This window comes from Terrisporobacter mayombei, assembly GCF_020748465.1.
Classification (GTDB): domain Bacteria; phylum Bacillota; class Clostridia; order Peptostreptococcales; family Peptostreptococcaceae; genus Terrisporobacter; species Terrisporobacter mayombei.
Window position 1 is genome coordinate 611,047 of record NZ_JAHZMP010000001.1, and the last position, 26,761, is coordinate 637,807.

The 26,761-nt window shown below is 28.4% G+C and carries 30 protein-coding genes; 2 read left to right on the forward strand and 28 right to left on the reverse strand.

Features of this window, described 5'->3' with window-relative positions; all coding sequences use genetic code 11:
- Positions 1-87: 87 nt before the first annotated feature.
- From rpsO to K0039_RS03050, 12 genes are all read right to left on the reverse strand, one after another.
- Positions 88-342 carry a 30S ribosomal protein S15 gene (gene rpsO / locus K0039_RS02995; RefSeq protein WP_018589639.1) on the reverse strand — a complete coding sequence of 85 codons (255 nt, stop codon included), beginning with the start codon at positions 340-342 and terminating at the stop codon, positions 88-90.
- 101 nt (positions 343-443) lie between these two features.
- On the reverse strand, positions 444-1,373 hold the full coding sequence (locus tag K0039_RS03000) for a bifunctional riboflavin kinase/FAD synthetase (protein ID WP_228103569.1): 930 nt from the start codon (positions 1,371-1,373) through the stop codon (positions 444-446).
- A 24-nt stretch (positions 1,374-1,397) separates the two neighbouring features.
- Entirely contained in the window at positions 1,398-2,306 is a 909-nt protein-coding gene (truB, locus tag K0039_RS03005) for a tRNA pseudouridine(55) synthase TruB (protein ID WP_228103570.1), read from the reverse strand.
- Positions 2,307-2,318: 12 nt separating this feature from the next.
- Entirely contained in the window at positions 2,319-3,299 is a 981-nt protein-coding gene (locus tag K0039_RS03010) for a DHH family phosphoesterase (protein ID WP_228103571.1), read from the reverse strand.
- The gene (gene rbfA, locus K0039_RS03015) at positions 3,292-3,681 is read right to left on the reverse strand and encodes a 30S ribosome-binding factor RbfA (RefSeq protein WP_228103572.1); all 390 of its coding nucleotides are present in this window, start codon (positions 3,679-3,681) and stop codon (positions 3,292-3,294) included. The genes K0039_RS03010 and rbfA overlap by 8 nt, the downstream gene beginning before the upstream one ends.
- A gap of 32 nt (positions 3,682-3,713) precedes the next feature.
- Complete coding sequence (infB, locus tag K0039_RS03020) at positions 3,714-5,642, reverse strand: translation initiation factor IF-2 (protein ID WP_228103573.1); 1,929 nt, start codon at positions 5,640-5,642, stop codon at positions 3,714-3,716.
- Between the two features lie 24 nt (positions 5,643-5,666).
- Entirely contained in the window at positions 5,667-5,975 is a 309-nt protein-coding gene (locus K0039_RS03025; RefSeq protein ID WP_228103574.1) for a L7Ae/L30e/S12e/Gadd45 family ribosomal protein, read from the reverse strand.
- On the reverse strand, positions 5,965-6,240 hold the full coding sequence (rnpM, locus tag K0039_RS03030) for an RNase P modulator RnpM (protein WP_228103575.1): 276 nt from the start codon (positions 6,238-6,240) through the stop codon (positions 5,965-5,967). The genes K0039_RS03025 and rnpM overlap by 11 nt, the downstream gene beginning before the upstream one ends.
- Positions 6,241-6,252: 12 nt before the next feature.
- Entirely contained in the window at positions 6,253-7,308 is a 1,056-nt protein-coding gene (nusA, locus tag K0039_RS03035; RefSeq protein WP_228103576.1) for a transcription termination factor NusA, read from the reverse strand.
- Positions 7,309-7,338: 30 nt separating this feature from the next.
- Entirely contained in the window at positions 7,339-7,800 is a 462-nt protein-coding gene (rimP, locus tag K0039_RS03040) for a ribosome maturation factor RimP (protein WP_018589648.1), read from the reverse strand.
- Between the two features lie 190 nt (positions 7,801-7,990).
- Entirely contained in the window at positions 7,991-8,227 is a 237-nt protein-coding gene (locus K0039_RS03045) for a YgjV family protein (protein WP_228103577.1), read from the reverse strand.
- Between the two features lie 80 nt (positions 8,228-8,307).
- Positions 8,308-12,603 (reverse strand): PolC-type DNA polymerase III, encoded by a 4,296-nt coding sequence (locus K0039_RS03050; RefSeq protein WP_228103578.1) that lies wholly within the window; start codon positions 12,601-12,603, stop codon positions 8,308-8,310.
- A 165-nt stretch (positions 12,604-12,768) separates the two neighbouring features.
- On the opposite strand from K0039_RS03050, the gene K0039_RS03055 reads away from it, so the two are divergent.
- Positions 12,769-13,449 carry a hypothetical protein gene (locus tag K0039_RS03055; protein ID WP_228103579.1) on the forward strand — a complete coding sequence of 227 codons (681 nt, stop codon included), beginning with the start codon at positions 12,769-12,771 and terminating at the stop codon, positions 13,447-13,449.
- A gap of 202 nt (positions 13,450-13,651) precedes the next feature.
- A complete protein-coding gene (locus K0039_RS03060) occupies positions 13,652-14,386 on the forward strand; it encodes an NAD-dependent protein deacylase (protein ID WP_228103580.1) in 735 nt (244 codons plus the stop codon).
- Between the two features lie 56 nt (positions 14,387-14,442).
- Here K0039_RS03060 and K0039_RS03065 read toward each other — a convergent pair whose 3' ends face one another.
- The 16 genes from K0039_RS03065 to K0039_RS03140 form a co-directional block, all read right to left on the reverse strand.
- Complete coding sequence (locus tag K0039_RS03065; RefSeq protein ID WP_018589653.1) at positions 14,443-14,586, reverse strand: hypothetical protein; 144 nt, start codon at positions 14,584-14,586, stop codon at positions 14,443-14,445.
- Positions 14,587-14,741: 155 nt separating this feature from the next.
- On the reverse strand, positions 14,742-15,179 hold the full coding sequence (ytfJ, locus tag K0039_RS03070) for a GerW family sporulation protein (RefSeq protein WP_228103581.1): 438 nt from the start codon (positions 15,177-15,179) through the stop codon (positions 14,742-14,744).
- Entirely contained in the window at positions 15,133-15,576 is a 444-nt protein-coding gene (locus K0039_RS03075) for a DUF2953 domain-containing protein (protein WP_228103582.1), read from the reverse strand. The genes ytfJ and K0039_RS03075 overlap by 47 nt, the downstream gene beginning before the upstream one ends.
- Positions 15,577-15,821: 245 nt before the next feature.
- Positions 15,822-16,067, reverse strand: a complete 246-nt coding sequence (locus K0039_RS03080) for a hypothetical protein (RefSeq protein ID WP_228103583.1) — start codon at positions 16,065-16,067, stop codon at positions 15,822-15,824.
- Positions 16,068-16,139: 72 nt separating this feature from the next.
- Positions 16,140-16,676, reverse strand: coding sequence for an SMC-Scp complex subunit ScpB (gene scpB, locus K0039_RS03085; protein WP_228103584.1), 537 nt, complete (start codon positions 16,674-16,676; stop codon positions 16,140-16,142).
- Positions 16,669-17,397 (reverse strand): segregation and condensation protein A, encoded by a 729-nt coding sequence (locus K0039_RS03090; protein ID WP_228103585.1) that lies wholly within the window; start codon positions 17,395-17,397, stop codon positions 16,669-16,671. The genes scpB and K0039_RS03090 overlap by 8 nt, the downstream gene beginning before the upstream one ends.
- 11 nt (positions 17,398-17,408) lie before the next feature.
- On the reverse strand, positions 17,409-17,999 hold the full coding sequence (locus K0039_RS03095) for a site-2 protease family protein (RefSeq protein WP_228103586.1): 591 nt from the start codon (positions 17,997-17,999) through the stop codon (positions 17,409-17,411).
- 137 nt (positions 18,000-18,136) lie between these two features.
- Positions 18,137-19,288 (reverse strand): D-alanyl-D-alanine carboxypeptidase family protein, encoded by a 1,152-nt coding sequence (locus tag K0039_RS03100; RefSeq protein WP_228103587.1) that lies wholly within the window; start codon positions 19,286-19,288, stop codon positions 18,137-18,139.
- A gap of 112 nt (positions 19,289-19,400) precedes the next feature.
- Complete coding sequence (locus tag K0039_RS03105) at positions 19,401-19,688, reverse strand: DUF503 domain-containing protein (RefSeq protein WP_228103588.1); 288 nt, start codon at positions 19,686-19,688, stop codon at positions 19,401-19,403.
- A 15-nt stretch (positions 19,689-19,703) separates the two neighbouring features.
- On the reverse strand, positions 19,704-20,039 hold the full coding sequence (locus K0039_RS03110; RefSeq protein WP_228103589.1) for a YlbF/YmcA family competence regulator: 336 nt from the start codon (positions 20,037-20,039) through the stop codon (positions 19,704-19,706).
- Positions 20,040-20,166: 127 nt separating this feature from the next.
- The gene (locus K0039_RS03115) at positions 20,167-21,843 is read right to left on the reverse strand and encodes a ribonuclease J (RefSeq protein ID WP_228104178.1); all 1,677 of its coding nucleotides are present in this window, start codon (positions 21,841-21,843) and stop codon (positions 20,167-20,169) included.
- 196 nt (positions 21,844-22,039) lie between these two features.
- Positions 22,040-22,495 carry a Fur family transcriptional regulator gene (locus tag K0039_RS03120; RefSeq protein ID WP_018589664.1) on the reverse strand — a complete coding sequence of 152 codons (456 nt, stop codon included), beginning with the start codon at positions 22,493-22,495 and terminating at the stop codon, positions 22,040-22,042.
- A gap of 118 nt (positions 22,496-22,613) precedes the next feature.
- A complete protein-coding gene (locus tag K0039_RS03125) occupies positions 22,614-23,504 on the reverse strand; it encodes an LCP family protein (RefSeq protein WP_228103590.1) in 891 nt (296 codons plus the stop codon).
- A 123-nt stretch (positions 23,505-23,627) separates the two neighbouring features.
- Positions 23,628-23,897: a DUF1292 domain-containing protein gene (locus tag K0039_RS03130; RefSeq protein WP_074915529.1), complete on the reverse strand. Its 270-nt coding sequence runs from the start codon at positions 23,895-23,897 to the stop codon at positions 23,628-23,630.
- A gap of 80 nt (positions 23,898-23,977) precedes the next feature.
- A complete protein-coding gene (gene ruvX, locus K0039_RS03135) occupies positions 23,978-24,403 on the reverse strand; it encodes a Holliday junction resolvase RuvX (protein WP_228103591.1) in 426 nt (141 codons plus the stop codon).
- A gap of 172 nt (positions 24,404-24,575) precedes the next feature.
- Positions 24,576-26,747 carry a hypothetical protein gene (locus K0039_RS03140; RefSeq protein WP_228103592.1) on the reverse strand — a complete coding sequence of 724 codons (2,172 nt, stop codon included), beginning with the start codon at positions 26,745-26,747 and terminating at the stop codon, positions 24,576-24,578.
- Positions 26,748-26,761 lie beyond the last annotated feature (14 nt).

The window sequence follows — 26,761 nt, forward strand, 5'->3', positions numbered from 1 at the left end:
CTTATAGAAATTAATTATTCATTCTTTTATCAATACAAAAAAAGCAGATACCATAAGTATACCTGCTTTTTAAATAAAGTAATAAGATTATTTTCTTAATCCTAATTTAGCTATTAATGCTCTGTAACCTTCTAAGTCTTTTTCTTTTAAGTAACCTAATAAGTTTCTTCTTCTACCAACCATTTTTAATAATCCTCTTCTTGAATGGTGGTCTTTTTTGTGAACTTTTAAGTGCTCGTTTAATTCGTTTATTCTAGCTGTTAATAAAGCTATTTGAACTTCTGGAGAACCAGTATCTCCTTCTTTTCTTCCGAATTCTTTTATTATTTCTGTTTTATTCATTTGATGTACCTCCAAATAGTTTAATATAATCGCCATTTACTAAGCATTGATTGGAGTATTCATATGCCGAGTAATGGTTACTTTGATTATTTTATCATAACTTAGCTACTTTTGCAAATATACTTTTTATATATATAATTAGTATCCATCTTTAATTGTATTTTTAATTCGTTTAAATCTTTAAACTTCTTTTCATCTCTTATTCTTTCCAAAAACTCAAGTTTTATAGTTTTGCCATAAATATCTTTGTCAAATTGTAATATATTTGTTTCTACTGACATTCGTTCTCCATTTACTGTAGGATTATAACCAATATTTGTAGCTCCAACATATACTTCATTGCCTATATATACTTTTGTAGCATATATACCTCTTTTAGGTATAATAAGATTTTCTTGTAGCCTAAGGTTTGCCGTTGGAAATCCTAAAGTTCTACCTAGTTGCTTTGCATGAATTACTGTACCTTCAATTGTATAGTTTCTTCCTAAATAGTTCTTTATTTCATCCACTCTTCCTGCATATATTAAATCTTTTACATGAGTACTACTTACTCTTATGTTATTGATAACTACAGGCTCAATTACCTCCACTTCAAATCCATATTTTTTACCTAGTATTTTTAATATTGGCGGAGTACCCTCTCTCTTTCTTGCAAAAGCAAAATCATGTCCTATAATTAGTTTTTTTGCTCCTAATTTATCAACTAATATTTGTTTTACAAAATCTTCTGCTGATATTTCTGCCATATCTTTATTGAATGGTATATCTATAACTACCTCTACACCTAATAACTTAAGCTTATTCATTTTTTCCACTTCTGTTATTATTTCTCTAGTTAAAATGTTAGAAAAATAACTAATAGGACTGTTTTGAAATGTAAAAACTATACTTGTTAATTGTTCTTGTTTGGAATAATCAATAGTTTTTTCTATAAGAACCTCATGTCCTTTATGAATTCCGTCAAATTTACCTATAGTAACAACACTTTTATCAAAACTTTCTATTTCATTTAAAGAATTTATAATAATCATGTCTTTTCCCCACTGATATAAAAATTATTCTATAAAAATTTTATCACTCTTTAGACTAATAGTGTTACTATTTTTTAATAATTTTCCAGTTCCTATAAATTCATCATTACAATATACTCTGACATATTCATCATTTTGTGATAAATTATCATTTGTAAATCTTTTAGAATCTATTATTCCACCATTTCTATAGTATTTAAGAGCAGTATCTTTTAATTCAACTTTTTTAAAATTATCTAGAACATAATCAATATCATATAAGTAATTTTCTAAGATGTTATCATTATAATATTTTTCTAATTCTTCTAGTGTTATTGCATTCTCTAAGTTAAATTTTCCAGAAGATGTTCTAAGTAAAAAGGACATATGTCCTCCACATTTTAAGTACTGTCCAATATCATGACATATACTTCTAACATAAGTACCTTTTGAACATTTTACTAAAAATAATACTTTATTTTCAGTTATATTTAAAATTTTTATTTGTTCTATGTTAATTTTTCTAGGCTTAATTATAATAGTGTCTGCTTTTCCTTTTCTAGCTAAATCACACATTTTCTGTCCATTAACCTTCAAAGCTGAATAAACAGGAGGATATTGATTAATTTCTCCTTTTTGTGTTTCAAAAGCTTTATATATATCCTCATGTGTAATATTTGAAGCGTCACCTTCAAATGTTATTACTCCAGAAGAATCATAAGTGTCTGTAGCTGCACCTAATGTTAATTCACATATGTATGATTTTTCTTTATTTAAAATAAGCTCACTTACTTTTGTAGCCTTATTTAAACATATAGGAAGAACTCCAGCTGCATCAGGATCTAGTGTTCCTGTATGACCAACTTTTTTCATGCTTAAAATTCTTCTCACTCTACTTACAACATCGTGAGATGTCATACCTGTAGGTTTTAATATATTTACTATTTTATTCATTAAAAATCATCCTTAAATTTCTTTTAATGCTTCTTCTAATATTTTTATTTTTGCATTTTCCATACTATCATTTACAGTACAGCCAGCAGCCCTTATATGTCCGCCTCCACCAAATATCTTGGCCAAGCGACTTACGTTTGCATAGGATTTAGATCTTAAGCTAACTTTAATTTCATTATCACTTTTTTCTTTAAGTAGAATTCCTATTTCAACATTTTCTATATCTCTAGCATATGGGACAATACCATCTATATCCTTAAAATCAACATTGTATCTTTTAAGCATATCTAGTGTAACCATCATTATAGCTACTTTTTCATTAATAATTTCCAGTGTATTTAGTGACTCTCCCAATAATTTATAAAAGTTAAAAGGATTACTACCAAAAACATTTTGAACTACTTTTTGTGTTTGCGCTCCATTTATTAATAATTGCTTTGCCATATCAAAACTACTTGCATGAGTATTTGAATACGTAAGTTTTCCAGTATCCGTCATAAGACCTGTGTAAAGAGCTGTAGCTATATTTTCATCTATAGATTTATAATTGTTTATTTCTTCATTTCTTATAAGTAAATTATATACTAATTCACTAGTTGAAGATGCTTCAGCAACTACATAGTTTAAATCCCCATAAAAATCATTACTTGCATGATGATCTATATTGATTAATTTTATACAATTACCTTTGATATCATCATCTACACAAATTCTGTTTTTATCTCCACAATCTAAAGTAATCAAAGTATAGTTTTCTATTTTCAACTCTTTAAATTCACTAGAGTTTATTATGTTTACATCTTCAATAAGAAACTGCATATTTAAAGGCATATCATCATTCATAACATAATAAACATTTTTATTAATTTTTTTTAAGAAATAATAAATTGAAAGAGTTGAACCTATATTGTCTCCATCTGGATTAACATGAGAAGTAACGACAAAATCGTTACTTCCATGTATATATTTTATAATATTATCTAGACTATTCATTGTCATTTTCCTCAACTTGTGTTTGAGGCTTATCTTGTTCTTTTTGTGATACTTTTTTTATAAGGCTGTCCATGTACATACCTTTAATTAAAGAATCATCTACTTTGAATATGATTTGTGGGATATGTCTTATTTTTATACTTCTACCTATTTCTCTTCTGATGTAGCTTTCTGCGTTTCTTAAGCCTTCTAAAGTAGATTCTTCATCTCCACCTAAAATACTTACGTATATGTAGGCATAGCTTAAATCGCTAGTAACTTCCACATCTGTAACACTTACCATAGAGTTTATTCTAGGGTCTTTTATTCCATTAATAAGCATAGTACTTACTATTTTTCTAATTTCTTCGCCTATTCTACGTGTTCTATTATATGATGCCATAATATCAACCCTCTTTACCTGTAGTTAATTGTTTATAATTTTCTTTCTATTTCTTTTGTTACGTAAGCTTCTACTATATCTCCAACTTTTATATCGTTGTAGTTTACGAAACTCATACCACATTCGTAACCATTATTTACTTCTTTTACGTCGTCCTTAAATCTCTTAAGAGCTTGTATTTCACCTTCATGGATGATTATACCATCCCTTACTATTCTTACTTTACCGTTTCTGAATATTTTACCACTTGTTACATAACATCCTGAAACTGTTCCAACTCCAGATATCTTGTAAACTTCTCTTATTTCTGCTTTACCTGTGTCTTCATCTCTATATTCTGGATCTAACATACCAGTCATAGCTGCTTGTATATCTTCTATAGCTTTGTATATTATAGTGTAACTTCTTACGTCTACACTTTCTTTTTCTGCAAGAGATTCTGCACTTGGTACTGGTCTAACGTTGAATCCTATTATTATTGCATTTGATGCAGCAGCAAGCATAACATCTGATTCAGTTATAGCTCCAACACCACCATGTATTACTCTAACTGCAACTTCGTCGTTAGATAATTTTTCAAGTGATTGTTTTACTGCTTGAGCAGAACCTTGAACATCTGCTTTTATAACTATATTAAGCTCTTTAACTTGACCTTCGTTCATTTGCTCGAAGAATTGGTCAAGTGACATTCTTTGGTTAGATTTTAACATTTCTTCTCTAGCTATTTGTTGTCTTTTTTCTGCAACATTTCTAGCTATTTTATCTGAAGGTACAGCTACAAACTGATCTCCACCTTGCGGAACTTCTGAAAGTCCTAATATTTCAACAGCTGTTGATGGTCCAGCAGTTTTAACTCTTTTTCCTTTTGAGTTTATCATTGCTCTTACTTTACCTGAAGCAACTCCACAAACTATTGGATCTCCAACGTTTAGAGTACCACCTTGTACAAGTACTGTAGCAACTGGCCCTCTACCTTTGTCAAGTTCAGCTTCTACAACTGTACCAACAGCTCTTTTATCTGGATTAGCTTTTAACTCTTCCATTTCAGCAGCTAAAAGTATCATTTCTAGTAATGTGTCTATTCCTGTTCTTTGTCTAGCTGAAACTGGAACTGCTATAACATCTCCACCCCAGTCTTCAACAAGTAAGCCTTGCTCAGATAATTCTTGCTTAACTCTATCTTGGTTAGCTGCTGGTTTATCTATTTTATTTATAGCAACTATTAGTGGAACTCCTGCTGCTTTAGCATGGTTTATTGCTTCTATTGTTTGAGGCATTATACCATCATCTGCTGCAACTACTAATATCGCTATGTCTGTAACTTGCGCACCTCTAGCTCTCATTGCTGTGAAAGCCTCATGCCCTGGAGTATCTAAAAATACTATCTTTTGTCCATTTATTGATACTTCAGATGCACCTATATGCTGAGTAATTCCACCTGCTTCACTGTTAGTAACATGTGTACTTCTTATAGCATCTAGTAAAGATGTTTTACCATGGTCAACGTGTCCCATAACTGTTACAACTGGTGGTCTTGGTTTTAAATCTTCTTCTTTATCTTCTTCTATTTGCATTAATTCTTCTATTTCTTCCTCAGCTTCTTCATCATTTGAACCTGCAACTAATGTAAATCCATATTCACTTGCTAAATGAGAAGCTATTTCAAAGTTAACTTCTTGATTTAAAGAAGCCATAGTTCCCATTTTCATAAGCTTCATTATAACTTCTGTAGCTGGTTTTTCTAAAGCTTCAGCCAATTGTTGAACAGTTAAAGTTCCATCAACTTTTATTACATTTTCATCAGATTCTTCTAAAAGATCCATAAGTAATTCTACTTCATCTTCTTCTAATTCAGATTTTTCGTTTTCTACTTCAATTCCTAATTCTTTTATTTTTGCTAAAATGTCCTTATTTGACATTCCTACTTCTTCTGCTATTTGGTAAACTCTTGTTTTATTCACAAGATCACCCCCTATTATTATTTGTTAATCCATTAACTGTATGATTTTATTTACGAATCCTATATCTTTAATTCCTATAACTGCTCTAGAATCTTTGCCAATAGACATTCCTAAATCACTCTTTGTAGATATCTCTACACAATTTACTTTTCTAAAAGATGTTTTATCATTGAATAATTTTTTCGTATTATTCGATGCATCACCTGCAACTATAACTAAATTTAGCTTTCCTTTTTTTAGATCTAACATAGTTGCATCTTCTCCAGATACTAATTTACCGGCTCTCATTGCAATGCCCAATAATGAGTGTATTTTATCCATATTATTTTTCATATGATTCTAACTCCGCTAATAATTTTTCGTATACCTCATTTGGCACGTCCATTTTAAATGCTCTATTTAAAGCTTTGCTTTTTATAGCTTTTTTTAAACATTCAGAATCCTTGCATATGTATGCTCCTCTTCCATTTGCCTTTCCAGCTAAGTCTATAAAAATTTCGCCTTCTTTATTTTTTACTATTCTAATAAGTTCTTTTTTATTGTCTCTATCTTGACAAGCAATACACTTTCTTTGAGGCACTTTTTTTGTTTTTTTCAAAGTAATCCCTCCTTATTCTTCGTCATTTAGTTGAGATTCACTTTTAATGTCTATCTTCCAATTCGTAAGTTTTGCAGCAAGTCTAGCATTTTGTCCTGCTTTACCTATAGCTAAAGATAATTGATAATCCGGCACTACAACTAATGCTGATTTTTCTTCTTCATTAACATCTACTTTAACTACTTTTGATGGGCTAAGTGATGCGCATACAAACTCAGCTGGATTTTCACTGTAGTTTATTATATCTATTTTTTCTCCACCTAATTCATCAACTACATATTTAACTCTAGTTCCTTTTGGTCCTACACAAGCTCCAATTGGATCTATTTTTTCGTCTATTGAATGAACAGCCATTTTAGTTCTTGATCCTGCTTCTCTAGATACAGATTTAATTTGAACTATACCTTGGAATATTTCTGGTACTTCTGATTCAAATAATCTCTTAACAAGATTTGGATGGCTTCTTGAAACCACTATTTGAGGTCCCTTATTAGTTTTCTTCACTTCTAATATATATACCTTTATTTTGTCTCCAGCTTTGAAATGTTCTCCTGGAATTTGCTCAGTTTCAGGCATAGATGCTTCTATTTTTCCAAGTCTTACATAAACAACTTTTTTATTATCAGATACTCTAGCAACTTCTCCAGTTACTAATTCTCCTTCTTTTTCAATAAACTCATTGTATATTATTTCTCTTTCAGCTTCTCTTATTCTTTGAACAACTACTTGTTTAGCTGTTTGTGCTGCTATTCTACCAAAATCTTTTGGAGTCACTTCATTTTCTAATACATCTCCAAGTTCGTACTTTGGATTTATTTGTCTAGCCTCATCAAGTTCTATTTCTAAAAAGTTATCATATAAATCTGACTCATCAACAACTCTTCTTTGTGAGTAAACTCTTACTTCTCCCTTTTCTGGGTTAAAGTCTATTCTAACATTTTGTGCTGAACCAAAGTTCTTTTTGTATGCAGTAAGTAATGCTTGTTCTATAGTATCTATAAGTACATCTTTGTCGATACCTCTATCCTTTTCTAATTCATCTAGTGCTTCCATGAATTCGTGATTCATTTTTTTATCCTCCCTATATTAATGTTACTACTAAAACTTAATAGCTAACCTAATAAGCGCAACATCTTTTTTATTGAATTCAACCTCTTTATTATCTATTATAACTTTAATATTTTTCTCTTCTGTTAAACCAACAAGCTCTCCTTCATGTAGTTTAGAACCGTCAATTGATTTATAAAGCTTTATTTCCACATCTCTACCTTGGTATTTCACAAAGTCCTTATCTTTTTTAAGTGGTCTATCAAGACCAGGAGATGACACTTCTAAATAATAATTATCTTTAATTGGATCTTTTTCATCTAGAATTGGATTTAATGCCCTTGTAACTAATTCACATTCATTTAAAGAAACTCCGCCTTCTTTATCAATGTAAACTCTAAGGAAGAATTCTCCACCTTCTTTAACGTATTCAACATCTACTAACTCTAAATCGTTGGCTTCTGTTATAGGTAACACTATTTGTTCTATTTCAGTAGCAATGTTCTTTTTCATATTGTTTACCTCCTATTCAGTTGTATTTATAGTATTTAAAATAAAAGAGTGAGCACAGATGTCTCACTCTTAGTTTCTGCAAATATACTATTTTATATATCATATTATCATAAAAATGTTATGTTTACAAGCTTTTGTATTGATTTTATATTTGTTCTAGCATTCTTTCATTAATAATAAATTATTTATTTTAACTTTTATTATCTGATCCTCTTAGTTTATATAAGTTATAAATATTTATAATAATTATTATAGCATTAGCTAAAGCTACAGGATAAGCTCCAACATTTAAACCATATATAACAAACATTAAACACCCTATGGAGTTTATTATTCTTAATTTATACATATCTGTCATTGTAAGAGATATGACAATTAGAATGGATGCTGCATATCCCACTAGTTCTATAGGCTGAAAACTAAACATATTAATTCCTCCTTATAATTATAAGTACATTAATATACTTAGTTTGTTCATTTTTTATACTATAATTCACTTATAATTTACTAAAATAATGAAAGTTGATTTTTATCACTCATATTATCTAAAGAACCATGATTCGTTAGAGTTTCAATTACAGTTTTTGAAATTTTAGTTCTCTTCCTTAGGTCTTCTTTAGATATAAACTCTCCATTTTTTCTTTCTTGCTGTATGTGTATAGCTGCATTCTCTCCCACACCTTGTAGCGCTATCATTGGCGGTAGGATTTGTTTTTCTCCCACAACTTTAAATTCTGTCGAATCTGATTTATAAATATCTACTGGAAGAATTTTTATATTCCTTGCATGCATTTCATAAGCAACTTCAAGAACTGTAAGCATATTTTTTTCTTTTGCCGTTGCATCATTACCTAGGGAAATAATTTCATCCATTTTATTTCTTATGGTATCTAACCCTTTTACAATTAAGTCAGCATCAAAATCTTCTGCTTTAGTTGTAAAGTATGTGGCATAAAATGCTTCTGGATAATGAACTTTATAATATGCCAACCTAAAACTCATCATTACATACGCAACTGCATGAGCTTTAGGGAACATGTATTTAATCTTTTGACATGAACCTATATACCAATCTGGCACATCATTTTTCTTCATTTCTTCTATAAATTCAGGTTTTAATCCTTTACCCTTTCTAACACTTTCCATTATAGTAAAAGCCATTTTTGGTGGAAGTCCTTTAAATATTAAGTAGTTCATTATATCATCACGCGTGGATATAACTTCTTTAAATTCAACTGTTCCTTCAACAACTAAGTCTTGCGCATTGTTTAACCAAACATCAGTCCCATGAGATAATCCTGATATACGTACAAGTTCTGCAAATGTTGTTGGCTTTGTATCAAGAAGCATTTGTCTAACGAACTTTGTCCCAAATTCAGGTATTGCAAGACATCCTATTGGACAATTAATTTCCTCTGGAGTTACACCTAAGGCGTCTGTAGATGTGAATAAAGACATTGTTTCTTTATCATCTAGAGGTATTTCTGTAGCAATCTTACCTGTAATATCTTCTATCATTCTGATTATGGTTGGAACGTCGTGTCCTAGTATATCAAGTTTTAGTATCCTACCACTTATCGAGTGATAGTCAAAGTGCGTAGTTATAACTCCACAACTTGTATCATTGGCTGGATATTGTATAGGAGTTATATCGTAAACATCTTTGTAATCTGGTATAACCATAACCCCACCAGGATGTTGTCCCGACGTTCTTTTTACTCCTGTGCATCCATTTGCAAGTCTTAGTACTTCCGCTGATGTAGAATTTAAATCATTTTCTTCCACAAACTTTTTGGCATAACCAAAGGCTGTTTTTTCTGCAACTGTTCCTATAGTTCCTGCTCTATATACATGACCTTCTCCGAAAAGTTCTTCCGTATATTTATGAATTACTGGCTGATAGCTTCCTGAGAAGTTAAGGTCAATGTCCGGCTCCTTATCTCCTTCAAATCCTAGGAAAACCTCAAAAGGTATATCATGACCGTCTTTTTTTAATGGTTTTCCACATTCAGGACAGTCTTTTGCAGGTAAATCTACTCCAGAACCCCATTCACCTATTTCATAGAAATAAGAGTACTTACACTCTGAATTTTCGCAAATATAATGAGCTGGTAGTGGATTGACCTCTGTTATATCACTCATGGTAGCCGCTAGTGAGGAACCAACAGATCCTCTCGAACCAACTAGATATCCATCTGCAAGAGATTTTGTAACTAGTTTTTGGGCTATTATATACATCACTGCATAGCCATTGCTTATAATTGAGTTTAACTCTCTATCCAATCTCTTTCTAACAACCTCTGGAAGAGGAGAACCATAAATTCTTTCTGCCTTAGCATTACACATATCTCTAAGCTCTTTATCTGAACCTTCTATTACTGGAGGAAAGGTTGCATTAGGTATTGGGAGGATATCTTCTATCATATCAGCCACCTTATTTGTATTTTCTACTACAACTTCATATGCTAAATCTTCTCCTAAATACTTAAATTCATCTAGCATTTCGTCTGTAGTTCTAAAATGAAGATAAGTCTCTTCTTCATCTACTTTAAAACCTTGTGAGTATTTAAGCACTTTTCTGTATATAGCTTCATGTTTGTCTATAAAATGTACATCTCCTGTAGCTACAGGAATTTTTCCAAATTTCTTTGCAGCTTCAATCATTCTTCTATTTAAATCTCTTAATTCTTCCTCGTCTTCAACTTCACCTTTATCAATCATAAATCTATTATTATCAATTGGCATAACTTCAATATAATCATAAAGAGATATTATTCGCTCTAAATCTTCATCACTTTTGTTTTGCTTTATAGCCTGAAAAACTTCCCCAGCTTCACAAGCTGAGCCAACTATTATTCCTTCTTTATATTCTTCTAAAATACTTTTTAGAATTCTAGGAGCTCTATAAAAATGATTTACATGAGCATCAGATACTATCTTATATAAATTTTTTATGCCAACTTCATTTTTAGCAATTAATGCTACATGATTTGTTCTTAATTTAGTATAATCTATGTCTCCTAAAATTGTATTTATATCGCTTAATTTTTCTGCACCCCTCTTTTTTATCATTTCTAAAAATTTAATAAATATATGGGCAGTAGCTTCCGCATCATCTACGGCTCTATGGTGATTAAGCAGTGGAATTCCTAGTTCCTTAGCTATAAGATTTAATCTAAATCTTTTCATATGAGGAAGTAAAGTTCTCGCTAATGTTAAGGTGTCTACTGAAGTATTTTTAAATTCAATATTTTGTTCTCTACATTTTTGTTGCATAAATCCCATATCAAAGTCTGCATTATGAGCAACTAATACACTATCGCCTATAAATTCAATAAACTTTGGTAATATTTCTTCAATAGCAGGTTTATCTTTTATTAAATCATTTGTAATTCCAGTAAGTTCTTGAACTTTGTAAGAAATATCCTTTTCAGGATTTACCAATTGACTAAATCTATCAACAATCTTAAAGTTTTCTACTTTTACTGCACCTATTTCAGTAATTTTATCATTTTTATTTGAAAAACCTGTAGTTTCCAAGTCAAATACTATGAATGTCTGAGATAAATGTTCATCGTTAGCTTTTTGTATTACAGGTAGATCATCTTCTACTAAATAACCTTCAACTCCATAAAGTATTTTTATATTGTTAGCTTTTCCTGCATCCATCGCCTCTGGGAAAGCTTGAACAACACCATGATCTGTTATAGCGATTGCCTTATGCCCCCAATCAGCTGCTTGTTTAACTAATTTTTTTGTAGGACATAAAGCATCCATTGAAGACATTTGAGTATGAGCATGCAATTCAACTCTTTTGCCTTTTTCACAAGTATCTTTTCTCTTAGGTTTTTCTTCTTGTCTAATACCGCTTATAGTCATGGTGATTTCTCTTTGATAAGTATCGTATAATACATCACCTTTAATTTTTACATAAGACCCTTCTTTTACACTATCTAATACCTTGTCCTTATTTAAGTCATTTAAAAACAGTTTACAGTTAATAGAGCTTGTATTGTCTGTAATAGACATAATTGAAAGTATTTTACCATTTCTTAATTCTTTGTTTTCTATATTAAATATTTCTCCTACAATTGCTACTGTCTTAGATTTTTGATTAAGGTCTTTTATTTGATGTACTAAACTATTAACATCCTCTCCATAAATTAAATGTTCATCATGCTCATCATTGATAACATAACCTTGTTCTTCATTATCTTCATCTACTACTTCAAATTCCATTTCCTTAATTAAGTCTTCAATTTCTTTATCTGTTCTTTCTATTAATTTTTTTCTATCTGTCTTTTCACTAACTGCTTTTTCAACTTTAACTTGATAATCAATTCCCAATTCTTCTAACAATACATTTCTTATAACATCCTCTATATTGTTCTTTTTTAGTTTTTCATAAAAAATATCTTTAGGAATTTTTATTTTTAGCATATTATCTAAACACATATACTCTACTTGTTTCTTCCATCCTTCAATAGCTGGACAGATTTTTTTTAATATATATAAAATATTATGCCAATAGACTTTTACTATATCTTTTTCTGATTTTCTACCAAAACCATTAAACTTAATTTTAAGTCTAATATTTTTAAAGTATTTCAATTTACCTAGTAACTCTTCTCTAAGTTCATCTAAAATCTCATGAGATATCATATCCTTTGACATTAAATACATATAAAAAATTTTCTCTTCTTTAAAGTACACAACCTTAGATACTTGCACTTCTTTTAGTTGCTTTTCCAACCTACTATTTTTAATTTCTAGCTTTTCTAAATAGTCTTTAATATTATCCATGAGATTATCACTTCCTTTCCTAGATAAATTATTATATCACATCTGAAAATAAATTTATTACCATGTTTTATAAAATAAAATTTATTTTTTTGGGATTAGCTTCAAATTACCACTTAGTTAATATTATATAATATGACCACAATTCAAACTAAGGCGGTGTTTAATATGGCATGCGATAATATTTTTGACATAAATTATATGTCCACATATTATGATAACCTAGGAGGAAAAAAGTTATTTAAAAGCTGCGTAAAAGAATTTAATTCAAAAATAGATAAAAATGTACATCTTTATTATTCTAATAAAAGAGATACACCCATATGTGCGCTGCCAAAACTAAGAATGTTGTTAGTAACTAGAATTGGCTTTCTATCCTTTTGTTATAATTTTTACTTTTATGTTAATACTTTCAATTATTATAATATAAATATATCTGAAGAAAATTTAAAAATAATAGCAAAATGTGTCTGCTCTCATGAGGTAGGCCATATACTAGACGATAGTATTTCAAACAATAAATGGGAGCATTCCAAAATACTTACTGATATTATAGAAAAAATGATATATTACAATATTGATATTTCCAGGGAGGATTATTATAAGAACAATTTACCTAGAGATTTGGAGGAAAGTGTAGTAATTTTTAAGAAAAATTTAATAGAAAGAGAGTCTATTGCCTGGGAAATTGCAAAAAACATTATAGATTTCAAAAATGAAAAAGAAAAATTTCTATTTTCAAAAATTAGGGAGTACGCTCTTGCAACATATAATTATGGAGATCTTAAAACCATTGTAAAGGAAAATAACCTAGAAGTTTTCTTTAAGTATAAAAGATATTTTATTTAATAATATAAAAGCTTTCTTGAAATAAGAAAGCTTTTATATTATTTTTTAACTTATCTGAAGCATTTTCCTTGAAATATATACTTTTTAATATAATTTAGCTCAAAATAATTAAAATAATTACATTTTTTTTCATACTTATATTTATTTTTGTGAATATTTGGTATTATAATATTATAAATATTATTTTAGGAGGTATCTATGTATGGATGATAATATTAAAAGATTAAAAGAACTTATAGATAGTCATAATAATATTGTATTTTTTGGTGGGGCAGGTGTGTCTACAGAATCTAAAATTCCAGATTTTAGAAGTTCCTCTGGTTTATTTAACGAAAAATCAAATAGAAATTTTACTCCTGAGCAATTAATATCTCATACCTTTTTTATGAGATATCCAGAAGAGTTTTTTAAATTTTATAAAGATAAATTAATTTATGAAGATGCTAAACCAAATAATGCTCACATAGCTCTAGCCAAATTAGAAGATATAGGGAAATTAAATGCTATAATCACTCAAAATATTGATGGTCTACATCAAACGGCTGGTAGTAGAAATGTCTTAGAGCTTCATGGATCTATACATAGAAATTATTGCACTAAATGTGGAAAGTCCTATACATTGCAAGAAATGTTAAATTTAGATGGAAATATCCCTTACTGTGATGCATGCGGTAGTATAGTTAAACCTGATGTAGTTTTATATGAAGAACCCTTAGATAATTCCGTTGTAAACGAAACTGTTAATGCTTTAAGTAATGCAGATTTATTAATTATTGGAGGAACTTCATTGGTAGTTTATCCTGCTGCTGGTTTTATTGACTATTTTAATGGTGATAGTATAGTTCTTATAAACAAAAGTAGCACAGGCTATGATACAAAGGCTTCTGTAGTCATTAATGACTCTATTGGAGAAGTACTTTCACAAACAGTATTATAAAAATTAAAATATAAAATTATATAATATATTAAAATAAGGTAAGATACAATCTTACCTTATTCTTTTTCTTTTTTCTTTTCATATACATCCTTATATATTAAAACAGCTTCATAATATGCTTCTTCTTCGCTTATCCCTTTTTCTTGTGCTATTTTCTCAGCTGAGTCTTTTATAATCGATGCAGCTTCAAGTATGTTCATAGAAACACCTTCCCATTAATTATCCTACTACTTCTTAACATATATTATTCCCCCAAAAAACTATAAAATTACCTTAATTTATTAAAAATTACATTTATTTATAAAAAAAATAAGCTCTTTGACATAAAACGTCAATAGAACTTATTTTTTATTATTTATTCTTCTTTATGTATTTTCACATTATTGTCCATATCTTCTTGAAACTTTACATTACTATCGTGTTTTAAAATTCTTTGAACTTTGTCTATTATTCTTGGCGTTACCGTTAAAATATTATCTACTAAATTAACATTGTCCTCCAAAGAAATTAAACGTGTTTCTCCATTTTCAACAACAACAAAAGCTACAGGTGATATGGTAATTGCTCCACCACTTCCTCCTGCAAAGTTAGTATCGCATTTCGTATCAGTTTTACAATTTTTATTATATTCTCCTCCGCCAATACCAAATCCTACAGTTACTTTTGATATAGGCACAATAACAGATGCCTCTGCTTTTATAGGGTTGCCTACTATGGTATTAGAATCTATGGAATTTTTTATAGTCTCAAGAGTTGTCTCCATAATGCTTTGTATTGAATTTGTAGCTGTCATTTTTGCCACCTTCCTTAGACTTAAGTTTTATTATTCTTATAAAAATTGGAATAGATCTAAACATGGTATTTAATCTAAATTTTATATGTGCTTTTACACTTCCTTTAATATTATTTTCATTAAACTTAGGTACTATGTTTAAATATATTTTCTCACATTTACATATATTTGTTATGTTTCCATAAATCCCATTAATTAATGCATTAATATATATAGTTACATATGGATTAACATCACTAAAATATATATTTGAGTATAACTCTATTATTTTTACTTTTTTAATCAAATTTAAAATATTATCCAACTCTTTCTCTAATATTTTTAAATCTTTTAAACTTCCTCTTTTTTTCTTTTTCTTTTTCTTTGGCGGATATAATTGAATATTAAATCTTATCAACTTGAATAATAATTTAATTTTTAATTTTATAACTATTTTTTTATTATTAAAATTAATCTCAAATATAAAATGAGAATATGATATTAATAATAAACTCAATATAAGAAAAATACATATACATATATATTTCAAATTAAAATATCTCATATTATATATTGTTAGCAAAACTTATGGATATATACTAATTAAAAGGAGATAGGCCCTAGGGGCAAAAAAATCATAGGCAATATGCCTATGATTTATATTTATCTAGATTTTGATTTATTTTTACTTTTTTTACTCGTCATGGCACTTTGTCCAGAATGTGCTATTCTTTGCTTTTGTCTTCTAGCTGTTCCACTATTGTTGTAAATACACATTCCCCAACATGCAACTGCAACCATAAATAATATACCTCTTAGTGTATCCCCCATTTTAAACATATGTACTCCAAAGAAAAAACTCGCTATAGCAAATAATATATATATGATCATTGCTAGTTTACTTTTCATACGTTTTCCCCCTTAAATTATTATCATCTTACTAAAATAGTATCACATTTTAAAATAAATAATAATTTTTTATTAAATTTCTTCTTCATTTTCAAAACTATCTATTGGTGGCAATTCTTTTAAACTTTCAATTTGTAATAATTTCAAAAATTCCTGTGTTGTCTTATATATAATGGGTTTTCCTATTTTATTTAATCGTCCTGCTTCTCTTATTAATTCATGTTCTAAAAGTGTTTGTAAAACTTTATCACATTTAACACCTCTAATACTTTCTATTTCCACCTTAGTAATAGGTTGTTTATATGCAATAATAGTTAAAGTTTCTAGTGTAGCTTGACTTAAAGATTTTCTTTTCTTTGGTTCTAATACCTTTTTTATATAGTCAGCATACTCTTTATTTGTACACATTTGATATTTATTTTCTAGTTTTATAATTTGAATTCCTCTATTATTTTGTCTATATTCATCGATCAATGAATTTAACATAAATTCTATTTCTTTATGTGAAAGTTCTTCATTAATAACACTATTAAGTTCTTTTATGCTTATAGGTTCTCCATAAGCGAACATAATTGATTCAATTATATATTTTATTTCTTCTCTATTCATTTTCCACTCCACGCTTTATTATAAGAATATCATCAAAAAATTCATTTTGAACTACAACTATTAACTTTTCCTTTATTAATTCAAGAATAGCTAAAAATGTAGCTATAGTTTCATCCTTATCATAAGGCCCTACTAATTCGACAAAGCTTACTTTATCTTCTTTTTTCATTAAATCTCTTAAGTATGACATTTTTTCTTCAGAAGATACTACTCTTTTTTTAACTATCATGTCTAATTCTTCTGTTTTATCAAAACCTTCTATAACTTTTGTTTTTAGTATCATAGGAAGAATTGTTCTGATAGCTTCTATAGATATTTCGTCTAAGTCTATTTTATTTTCTACAATTACTTCTTCTTTTGCTCTAAAGAAAGTATCACAAGTATAGTGAACATTTTCTTTAATACTTAAAGAAGCTTCTTTAAATCTCTTATACTCTTCTAATTTTTCTACTAATTCTAACCTTGGATCTTCTTCATGCTCTTCATGATGCTGTTTATATAGTAGATACTTGGACTTTATCTCAACTAATTTAGAAGCCATTATTATAAACTCACTGGCAACTTCCAAATCCATTTCATTTAACATATCAATATAAGCTAAATATTGGCTCGTAATTTCTGAAATTGATATATCTTTTATATCTATTTTTTGTTTTGAAATTAAATCACAAAGTAAATCTAAAGGTCCATCATAAACATTTAAATGTATATTATACTTCATTAAATTACCTCTTATACAAATATACTTACTATAGCATAAAATGCCATCATTATTGGCCCTGTTACATAAGAATAAATGCCCGTAAAAATAGAAATTAATAACACTATATATCCTACATTTTCATATTTGTAAATAAATTCATTATATTTATATGGTAATAACGATGATATTACTCCCCAACCATCAAGTGGAGGTATTGGAAGTAAGTTAAAGGCTCCAAAACCAATATTAATCCACATCGCTTGTTCAAATATTATTTGTATGGCATACATATCAATGTATTTAACTATTAATGCACAAATAATTGCACCAACTAAATTTCCTAGTGCTCCTGATAAGGATACTATTATATTACCTACTCTATAGTTTTTAAAGTTATTCGGATTAACTGGCACTGGTTTAGCCCATCCTATATGAAATAACAATAAAGTTATCAATCCTAAAGGATCAACATGCTTTGCAGGGTTTAATGTCATTCTGCCATTATATTTAGCAGTATCATCTCCTAATAAATGTGCTGAGTATGCATGACCAAACTCATGAATAGATATGGCTATTGCAATACCAACCAACGATACTAACATGTCACTTAAATTAAACATATGTATTCTCTCCTACTAATTTTTTTGTAATACTATTATTATATCAATTAATAAAATTATAATCAAAAGATTTATGATTTTATTAATTATAAAAGCTATGCAGTACATAAAAATATGTACTGCATAGCTTTTTAGCATTATAATAAGTTGTCTACTATTCTTCTTAACATTTGTAAGTAAGATGCCTTATTTATATCTTCATTATTTATTATTTTAGTTTCGCCCACAAGCTCTTTTCCTCTATAAACTTTTACAACTCCTAATTCTGTATTTTTCTTTATTGGAAGTTTTAAATCTTGTTTTATTTCTACTTTCTTTTGGAAATCTTTTTTGTCACCTTTTTTTACTAATACACTTAAATTATCTTTTGCTACTAAATCAACATTTTCTTTTTCACCTTTTTCAAATTTAACTGTTGCTACCTTATCTTTCGCTCCACAAATTTTGACACTTTCATAATTTGCAAATCCATAATTTAAAAGACTTGTAGCATCTTTAAATCTTATTGGAGAAGTTTCTGCACATAATGTAACAGCTATTAAATGTGTATTATTTCTCATTGCAGATGCTGATAAACAATATTTTGCTTGTTGAGTAAAACCTGTTTTTACTCCTGTAGCTCCTGCATAGTGCTTAACTAGCTTGTTAGTATTAGAAATTCCTATTTTAGCTTGCTTTTTACCAACTACAACTTCATCCATCCATGTAGTTAAATACTTGGAAATTTTCTTATGAGAAAGAAGTTCTTTAGACATTAGTGCTATATCATAAGCTGAAGTATAGTGATCATCCACAGGGAGTCCATTTGTATTGACAAAATTTGTATCTTTCATTCCCAGCTCTTTAGCTCTTTTATTCATAAGGTCTACAAACTCTTCCATGCTTCCACCTACATATTCTGCCATAGCAACACAGGCATCATTGGCAGATGCAACTGCTATAGATTTTACAAGTGTATCTACCTTTTGTATTTCTCCTGGTTCTAAGAAAATCTGACTACCTCCCATACTAGCAGCATTTTCACTTATTTGAACATCATCTTCTTCTTTAATTTTTCCATCTTCTAATGCTTCACAAATTAGAAGTAGTGTCATTACTTTTGTTACACTGGCTGGTGGTAATTTTTGATGAGAATTTTTCTCGTACAAAACTTTGCCTGTAGATGCATCCATCAGTACTGCTGATTTAGAAGCTATATCTAGTTTAGCTTCTTTGGTATTGGCAAAAATAAAATTTCCTTGACTTATTACAATAACTAATGCAAGTAGAAAGCTAATAAACTTTTTCATATCGTCACCTCTTAATTGTATTTAATTTTATTAACTTTTGTATTATTTCTCTTATATTATTTTTTACCAATACTTCTAATTTATAATTAGTATCTTTTACATATTATATTTCTTAATAATTGATAATTTCACTTTCTATATCAATTATTTCAGCATCACAGTTTTCTTCAATAAAATTTATAATTTTTTCCTTTGATTGATCACTGTCCTTACTATTTAAATCAAGCTTTACCATACCAATACTTATTCTTTGATGTAGATCTTGATTTTCAACTTCTCTTATACTAATATTAAACTTGTTTTGTAATTTGCCTATTATACTTTTCACAATCATTCTCTTCTCTTTTAAAGAGTGCGCAAAAGGTGCCCTTAAATCAACTTTAATAACTAGTATTTTCATTTAAATTCCTCTTTTCTATTTATAATCTTCTTTTATTGCCTGTGCTATTATTTTATTTATATTATCCATCATTTTATTAAATTTTTCTTCAGCTAATATATAATTATATATTTTTTCATTATATCTTATTTTATTCTGAATTTCTTCCATTTTCCTTATGGATTTTTTATCTATTTTTTTATTATTCATAGTGGCATATTGAAGATTGTATCCTGTCTTTTTATATTCATTTAATAAGAATTCATTATTTTTATCGCTTTTCATTACTTTCATATTGTCTACAAAATCTTTATACTCTTTACTATTTTTTATTTCACTAGCCAACTTTGTAGCTGTATCATATACACTCATATTACCCTCCTAATTCATATTAAAATTTTTAGGTGTTATAAGTATATATGCATTATGAATGCGTTTTTGTTTATAGTTACAAAAAAATACCTCAGTATTTTTAATTCAAATACTGAGGTATTTCTAATTATACTTCCATGATTATTGGTAATATCATTGGATTTCTCTTAGTTTTTATATATAAATATTCCTTTAAGTTTTCTTTAATATTATTTTTTAAATATGCCCATTCTTTTATATTCTTTTCTTCACATTCAGTTAAAACATCTTTTATTACATTCTTAGCTCCATCCATTAAATCTTCTGATTCCCTAACATAAACAAATCCTCTAGATATAATGTCTGGCCCAGCAAGTACTTTACCATCTTCTTTAGATATAGTAACAACTACTATCATAAGTCCATCTTCAGATAAATGTTTTCTATCTCTTAGAACTATGTTTCCTACATCTCCTACTCCAAGTCCATCGACAAGTACATTTCCTGTCGGTACTGTAGCAGTAACTTTTGCAGAATGTCTATCTAGTTCTAAAACTTGACCAGTTTGCATTACAAATACATTTTGATCTGGCATACCAAGCTCATTAGCTAATTCTGCATGACGTTTTAACATTCTATATTCTCCATGAACTGGCATAAAGAATTTTGGCTTAACCATTCTATTTATAAGTTTTAAATCTTCTTGAGCTGCATGACCTGATACGTGTATATCAGCTATATCGTTGTAAACGACTCTCGCTCCTCTTTCAAATAAAAGATTTATCACTTTCGAGATTAGCTTTTCATTTCCTGGTATTGGATGAGCTGAAATTATTACTAGATCTCCCTTTTTAATTTCTACTTTTTTGTGTTCGCTACTTGACATTCTAGCAAGAGCCGACATTGGTTCTCCCTGTGTTCCTGTAGTTATAATTACTAATTCATTGTCATCATATTTAGATATGTCATTTAAGTCAACTAATGTATCGTCTTCCATCTCTAAATAGCCAAGTTCTTTAGCAACACCTATTACATTAACCATTGATCTTCCTGAGACAGCAACTTTTCTATTAAATTTAACCGCCGTATTTATTATTTGTTGTAATCTATGAATATTTGATGCAAAAGTAGATACTATAATTCTACTACCATTTGCTTTTCTAAATAAATCATCAAGACCTGCTCCTACTGTTCTTTCAGACATAGTAAATCCTGGTTTTTCCACGTTTGTACTATCTGCTAACATTAAAAGAACTCCCGCACTTCCAAGCTCACATATTCTGTGAATATCCATAACATCTCCATCTATCGGTGTAAGATCAATCTTAAAGTCTCCTGTATGGAAAATAACCCCTTGCTCTGTGTGTACAGCCAGCGAACAAGATCCTGGTATACTGTGGTTATTTTTTATAAATTCTACACTAATATTTTTAAGCTTAATTATTTGTTTAGGAGTAACAACATTTAATTTTACATTATTAAGTTTATGTTCTTTTAATTTAACTTCAATTAGCCCAATACTAAGTCTAGTTCCGTACACAGGTACATCGATTTTTTTAAGTATATATGGAAGAGCTCCTATATGATCCTCATGTCCATGTGTTATGAATATACCTTTTACCTTATCCTTATTTTTTAATAAATAAGTTATATCAGGTATAACTATATCAACACCTAACATTTCATCTTCTGGAAAACTTAAACCCGCATCTATTACAACAATCTCATCCTTATACTCTATTACGGTCATATTTTTGCCTATCTCGTTAAGACCACCTAAAGCCATTACTTTAACCTTGTTGGTGTTTTTCTTAAACAATTGCATCATCTCCTCTGTCTATTCAATTTTCAATTTAATGTTGCATATAAAAATAATATTAAATCACGCACTTTTTACCAACTAAGTTTATTGTATCATAAATTTCCTTATATTTTAAGTATATTTAAAATACTTTTATCCATTATCTAGATAAAATACCTTTTTAATGTACAAAATCAACAAAAGTAAAAAGATATAAGTTCTATTTAGAACTTATATCTTTATTGCAGTCTTGGCATAATCCATAAAATTTAACATCATGGTCTAATATTTTAAACTTATAAGCACTTTGTATTTCATTTTCCACATTGTCCATTAAATCATCTTCAACTTCAATTATTTTTCCACATTTTTTACAAATTAAATGGTGGTGATTATGAGTTTCTGATTTATTTAAATTAATTTCGTATCTAATACATCCATCATCTAAGTTTAATTTTGATATTACTCCAATTTCATCTAATAACTGCATTGTTCTATAAACTGTTGCAAGGCCTATTTCTGGACAATTCTCCCTAACTAAATCATAAATTTCTTCACTGCTTAAATGTCTGTTTTCATTATCAAGAAGTATATTTATTATAGCTCTTCTTTGAGGAGTTATTTTTAGTCCTGATTCCTTTAATTTACTTTTTAAATTTTCCATTGTATTACACATAATACCACCCGTTTTCAATTGATAATCTTTTGTAATTATTGTAAATGATAAATTCACTCATGTCAATATTTAGAAAATTATTAATATATTTATTTTTTTATAACAATATTTATTATACTTAATTATATATAAAATCATGTAATATTTTTAAGTTTTTGTCTTTTTCCCATTTAATTACATATTGTGAATTGCGTTTTAATCTTCCATCTTCTCTATATTCATTACTCGGGAATTCCAATTGTTTTATTTTATAATTAGTTAAGTCCCTTGATATTATTGCTAAGTCTAAAATTTTATCTGGAGATACGCTAACATTTACATGTTTAAGTAGTATTTTTATCAATTCTGGATATTTAAAAACTGATACTTTCGATAGTTTATAAGCTAAGCTTTCTAGTATTTTTCGTTGTCTAGCATCTCTATAGAAACAGTTGTCTATTTTTCTAAGTCTACAATAAGCTAAAGCTTGATATCCATTTAGTAAATGATTGCCACTACTAGTTATATATTCTATATTATTACCCTTATTTTCAATTTCTAATCCATAACATGCATCTATTACTTTATTTAGTCCTTCAACTTCTCTATCCTCAATATTAACTTCTACTCCTCCTAGTACATTTATAACATCCACAAAACTTTTAAAGTCTACAATAGCATAGTCTTTTAAGTCAAGATTAAAATTATTATTTATTGTTTTAAGTAATAAATCACAGCCTCCATATGAAAAAGAATGGTTTACTTTGTCATATCCTTTACCGGGTATATACACTAATGTATCCCTAGCTATAGATGTAAGCTTTAAAGCTTTATTTTTATTGTCTATAGTTAGAATAATCATAGTGTCAGCTCTAGAAGTTTTGCATCCTATACCATCTTTTCCTATTAATAATATATTATAAATTTCTTTTTCTGTGTAAGAATCTATATCTTTAGCAAAAACACTATTATTTAATATCATGGGAAAAATTATTATAAGTATTATGCTTATTAGAGTCTTTTTTTTCATTTTGTCATCCCCTTTACTTTTTTCAATATTTTCCCCAGTAATTTTAAAATTAAACTCCATAATTATGTATATTATTTTTAGTTTTGAACATAAAAAAACTACCTATTAAAGGTAGTCTTTTTATTAGAATTCGTCGTCGTTAAGCCCTTCTTCGTCCATTAATGTATTGTAAACATCAACAACTATTTCATATTCTTTATCATCTTCTAAAGGAACTAACATCTCTCCTTCTTCATCTTGGTCTATTCTAAATACTAAAGCCTCATCACTATCTTCGTCATCAACAGGCATTAATATCGCATATTCCTTATCATTAGCTTCTAAAGTTAATATTACTTCAAATTCACTCTCTACTCCATTTTCATCGATTAAACTTATTATATTATCTTGCATCTAGATCACCTCAATTTCTTTCTTCTTTTTTATATTATATATTATACTAAGATAATTTCAAATATATTATTAAAATATTATTAGAAATTTCTTTGTAAGTCTAAATAACCTTGTAATATTATTACTGCTGCCAGCATATCTATTACTTTTTTTCTATTTTCTCTTCTAACATTACCTTCAATTAAAGACCTTTCAGCAGCCACTGTCGATAATCTTTCATCCCAAAATTCTATTGATAAATCTGTTTCTTGCTTTAATAGTTCACAGAATTTTTGAACTTTTTCTCCTTGTGGTCCTACAGTACCATTCATATTCTTAGGTAGTCCTGATACTACTTTATTTACTTGTTTTTCTGAAATTATCTTTTTAATTTCTTCTATGTCTTTTTTCTTGCCAACTCTTTTAATAGTTGTTACACCTTGAGCAGTTATTCCCATTAAATCACTTACTGCAACTCCTATAGTTTTATCTCCTATATCAAGGCCCATTATTCTTCCATCAAGCATGTTTCTTCTCCTTTTATGTAGCCATCATCATCCTTCTTAATTTTTACATAAATATAATTAATAGGGACTTCTATTATTTTATTTTATCTTATTTTATTTTTCTCATACCTTATTTTATATTATATTTAAAAAATTAGCCAGAATTAAATTCTGACTAATTTCAATTGATATTCTATTTATCATTAAAAATTATCATGTTAATACTAATAATTAATATTGGTATTAATATATATATGGATGCTGTAGCTGCTGCTACTATTCCAGAATCATTAACTAATAATGCTATTAAGCATCCTACCATAGATGCAATAAACCCTTTAAATATCATAGGATATTTATTAGATATATTTTTCATATGTCTTGACGGTCTAAATATAAATATACCTATAACAGCTATTCCCGTTAATAAAATATTAACCCAAACAGTGGATCTTGCTAGTTTTAAATTCATTGAAATTTTTCTAGAGAAGGTTAATATTATGGCACTTGGCCCTTCTCGAAGTATTTCCATTACAAAGGCTCCTAAATGAGATTCTGTTCCCATTAGTAAATCTAATCCAGCAAATCCTAACACTAATAAAAATGCTGCCAATCCTACCATTATTATTTTCTTTAAATCTAGCTTAACACCATATATCAACATCATAAATATTAAGAATGCAACACATTCAGATATAGCTGCTCCAACATTAGCTCCCATAAATGGTGATGCAGTTGTTATTAATATTACAACAAACAATGCTCCGACTAACCATTTATGTATTCTTTTGTTATCCAATAAAACTGCTAGTCCAAATATAGCGCTTCCTATAATAACACCTTGGTATTCATTCCCTACTCCATAGTATCTAGCACCTACTATAGCATCATAACTCATCACACTATATTTCATGAAAAATGTTCCAATTATTGAGTCAAATACTACCAGTCCTATTGTTAGTAAAGCATAATATGACATTTGTTTTATATCACTATGTTTAAATAATAATCGTCCAGATAAATATATTAAAATAGTCATCGCTATCACACTTATTATTATACCCATCTGAGTTTTAGCATTAAATATTGGTGCAGATAGTAAAGCAAGAGGCATTATTATACCTAATTTAATAAATTCTTTTAAGACTATAAATACTTTATCTTTATAAGGTAATTTATCTTTAAAGAGTAGAGCTAGCATTGCCATTACTCCTGATACAGATACAATTCCTACAAAAATATTAACTAAAGTAGATCTTATATTATTAATTGAAACTATTTTTTCATATTGATTCGATAAATACTTTATATTATCATCTTTTTCAATATAATCAAATGTTCTACCTATCATAATATCATTTGATAGTCCAAATTCGTTTAGTATGTCCACACCTAAATCTAAATTTGCTATTATACCATCTCTTCTTGTGGTAGCACTCGACAACAGACCCTTTTTATAATCACTAAACTTAATTACTGGAGATAAACGTCTTTTATTATTATAATCTAGGTCACTTTGAGATTCACTTACAATATATACTACATCATTTTTACCTATCATATTGAAGACTTCACTTAAGTAAGTATTTACATTAGTATATATATTTTTTTTAATTTTGTTATAAGTTTTTTCATTTAAATTAGATTTATATTTATCTAATCTATATGTATCACCTAGTTCTATAAATAACGCATCATTATCTTTATAATATGATTTAGTTTCTTTGATTAATTTTTCATAGTCTGTTCTTATTCCATAAGGCATCGATAAATCTTTTGTGTTTATATTATCTACATTTCCTGAATAAACTCTACCAGAGGTGTCCATACATATTAACCCAGCATTTCTTATTTTTACTAAATTATTATTTTCTACTATATCGCTATTTCCTAACAGCGCCATTTTCTTATTATGGTCTGATAATGTTTGGCCTAGCACTCCTAATGTAGAACCATAACTACCTTGTTCAACATTAATATTAATCGATGCATTAATGTCCAAATTATTTATTTCCTTAGGATTTTCTCCTGTAGCAGACTTATATATTAATCCACTCTCTTCAGTTAAGTTCACAAAAGAAATAGGACCATTACTAATAACATTAGCTCTGCTTCCTGCACCTATACTGGCATATGACCTTGCATCGTCATTTCCTTGATCTCCTCTAGTATTCATTAAACCAATATATCCACTCTTATTTAACTTTTCATTTAAAACAGGTATTCTTTGTAAATCATTTATATTAGATCTATTCATACTTATATAAATGACTTTACCTTCTTCAGTTGCTGCAAAGGAATATTCAGGAATAAATCCAATACATATCATGATTAATAATAGTAATGATATTACTTTTTTCTTCATTATAATTGACCTAC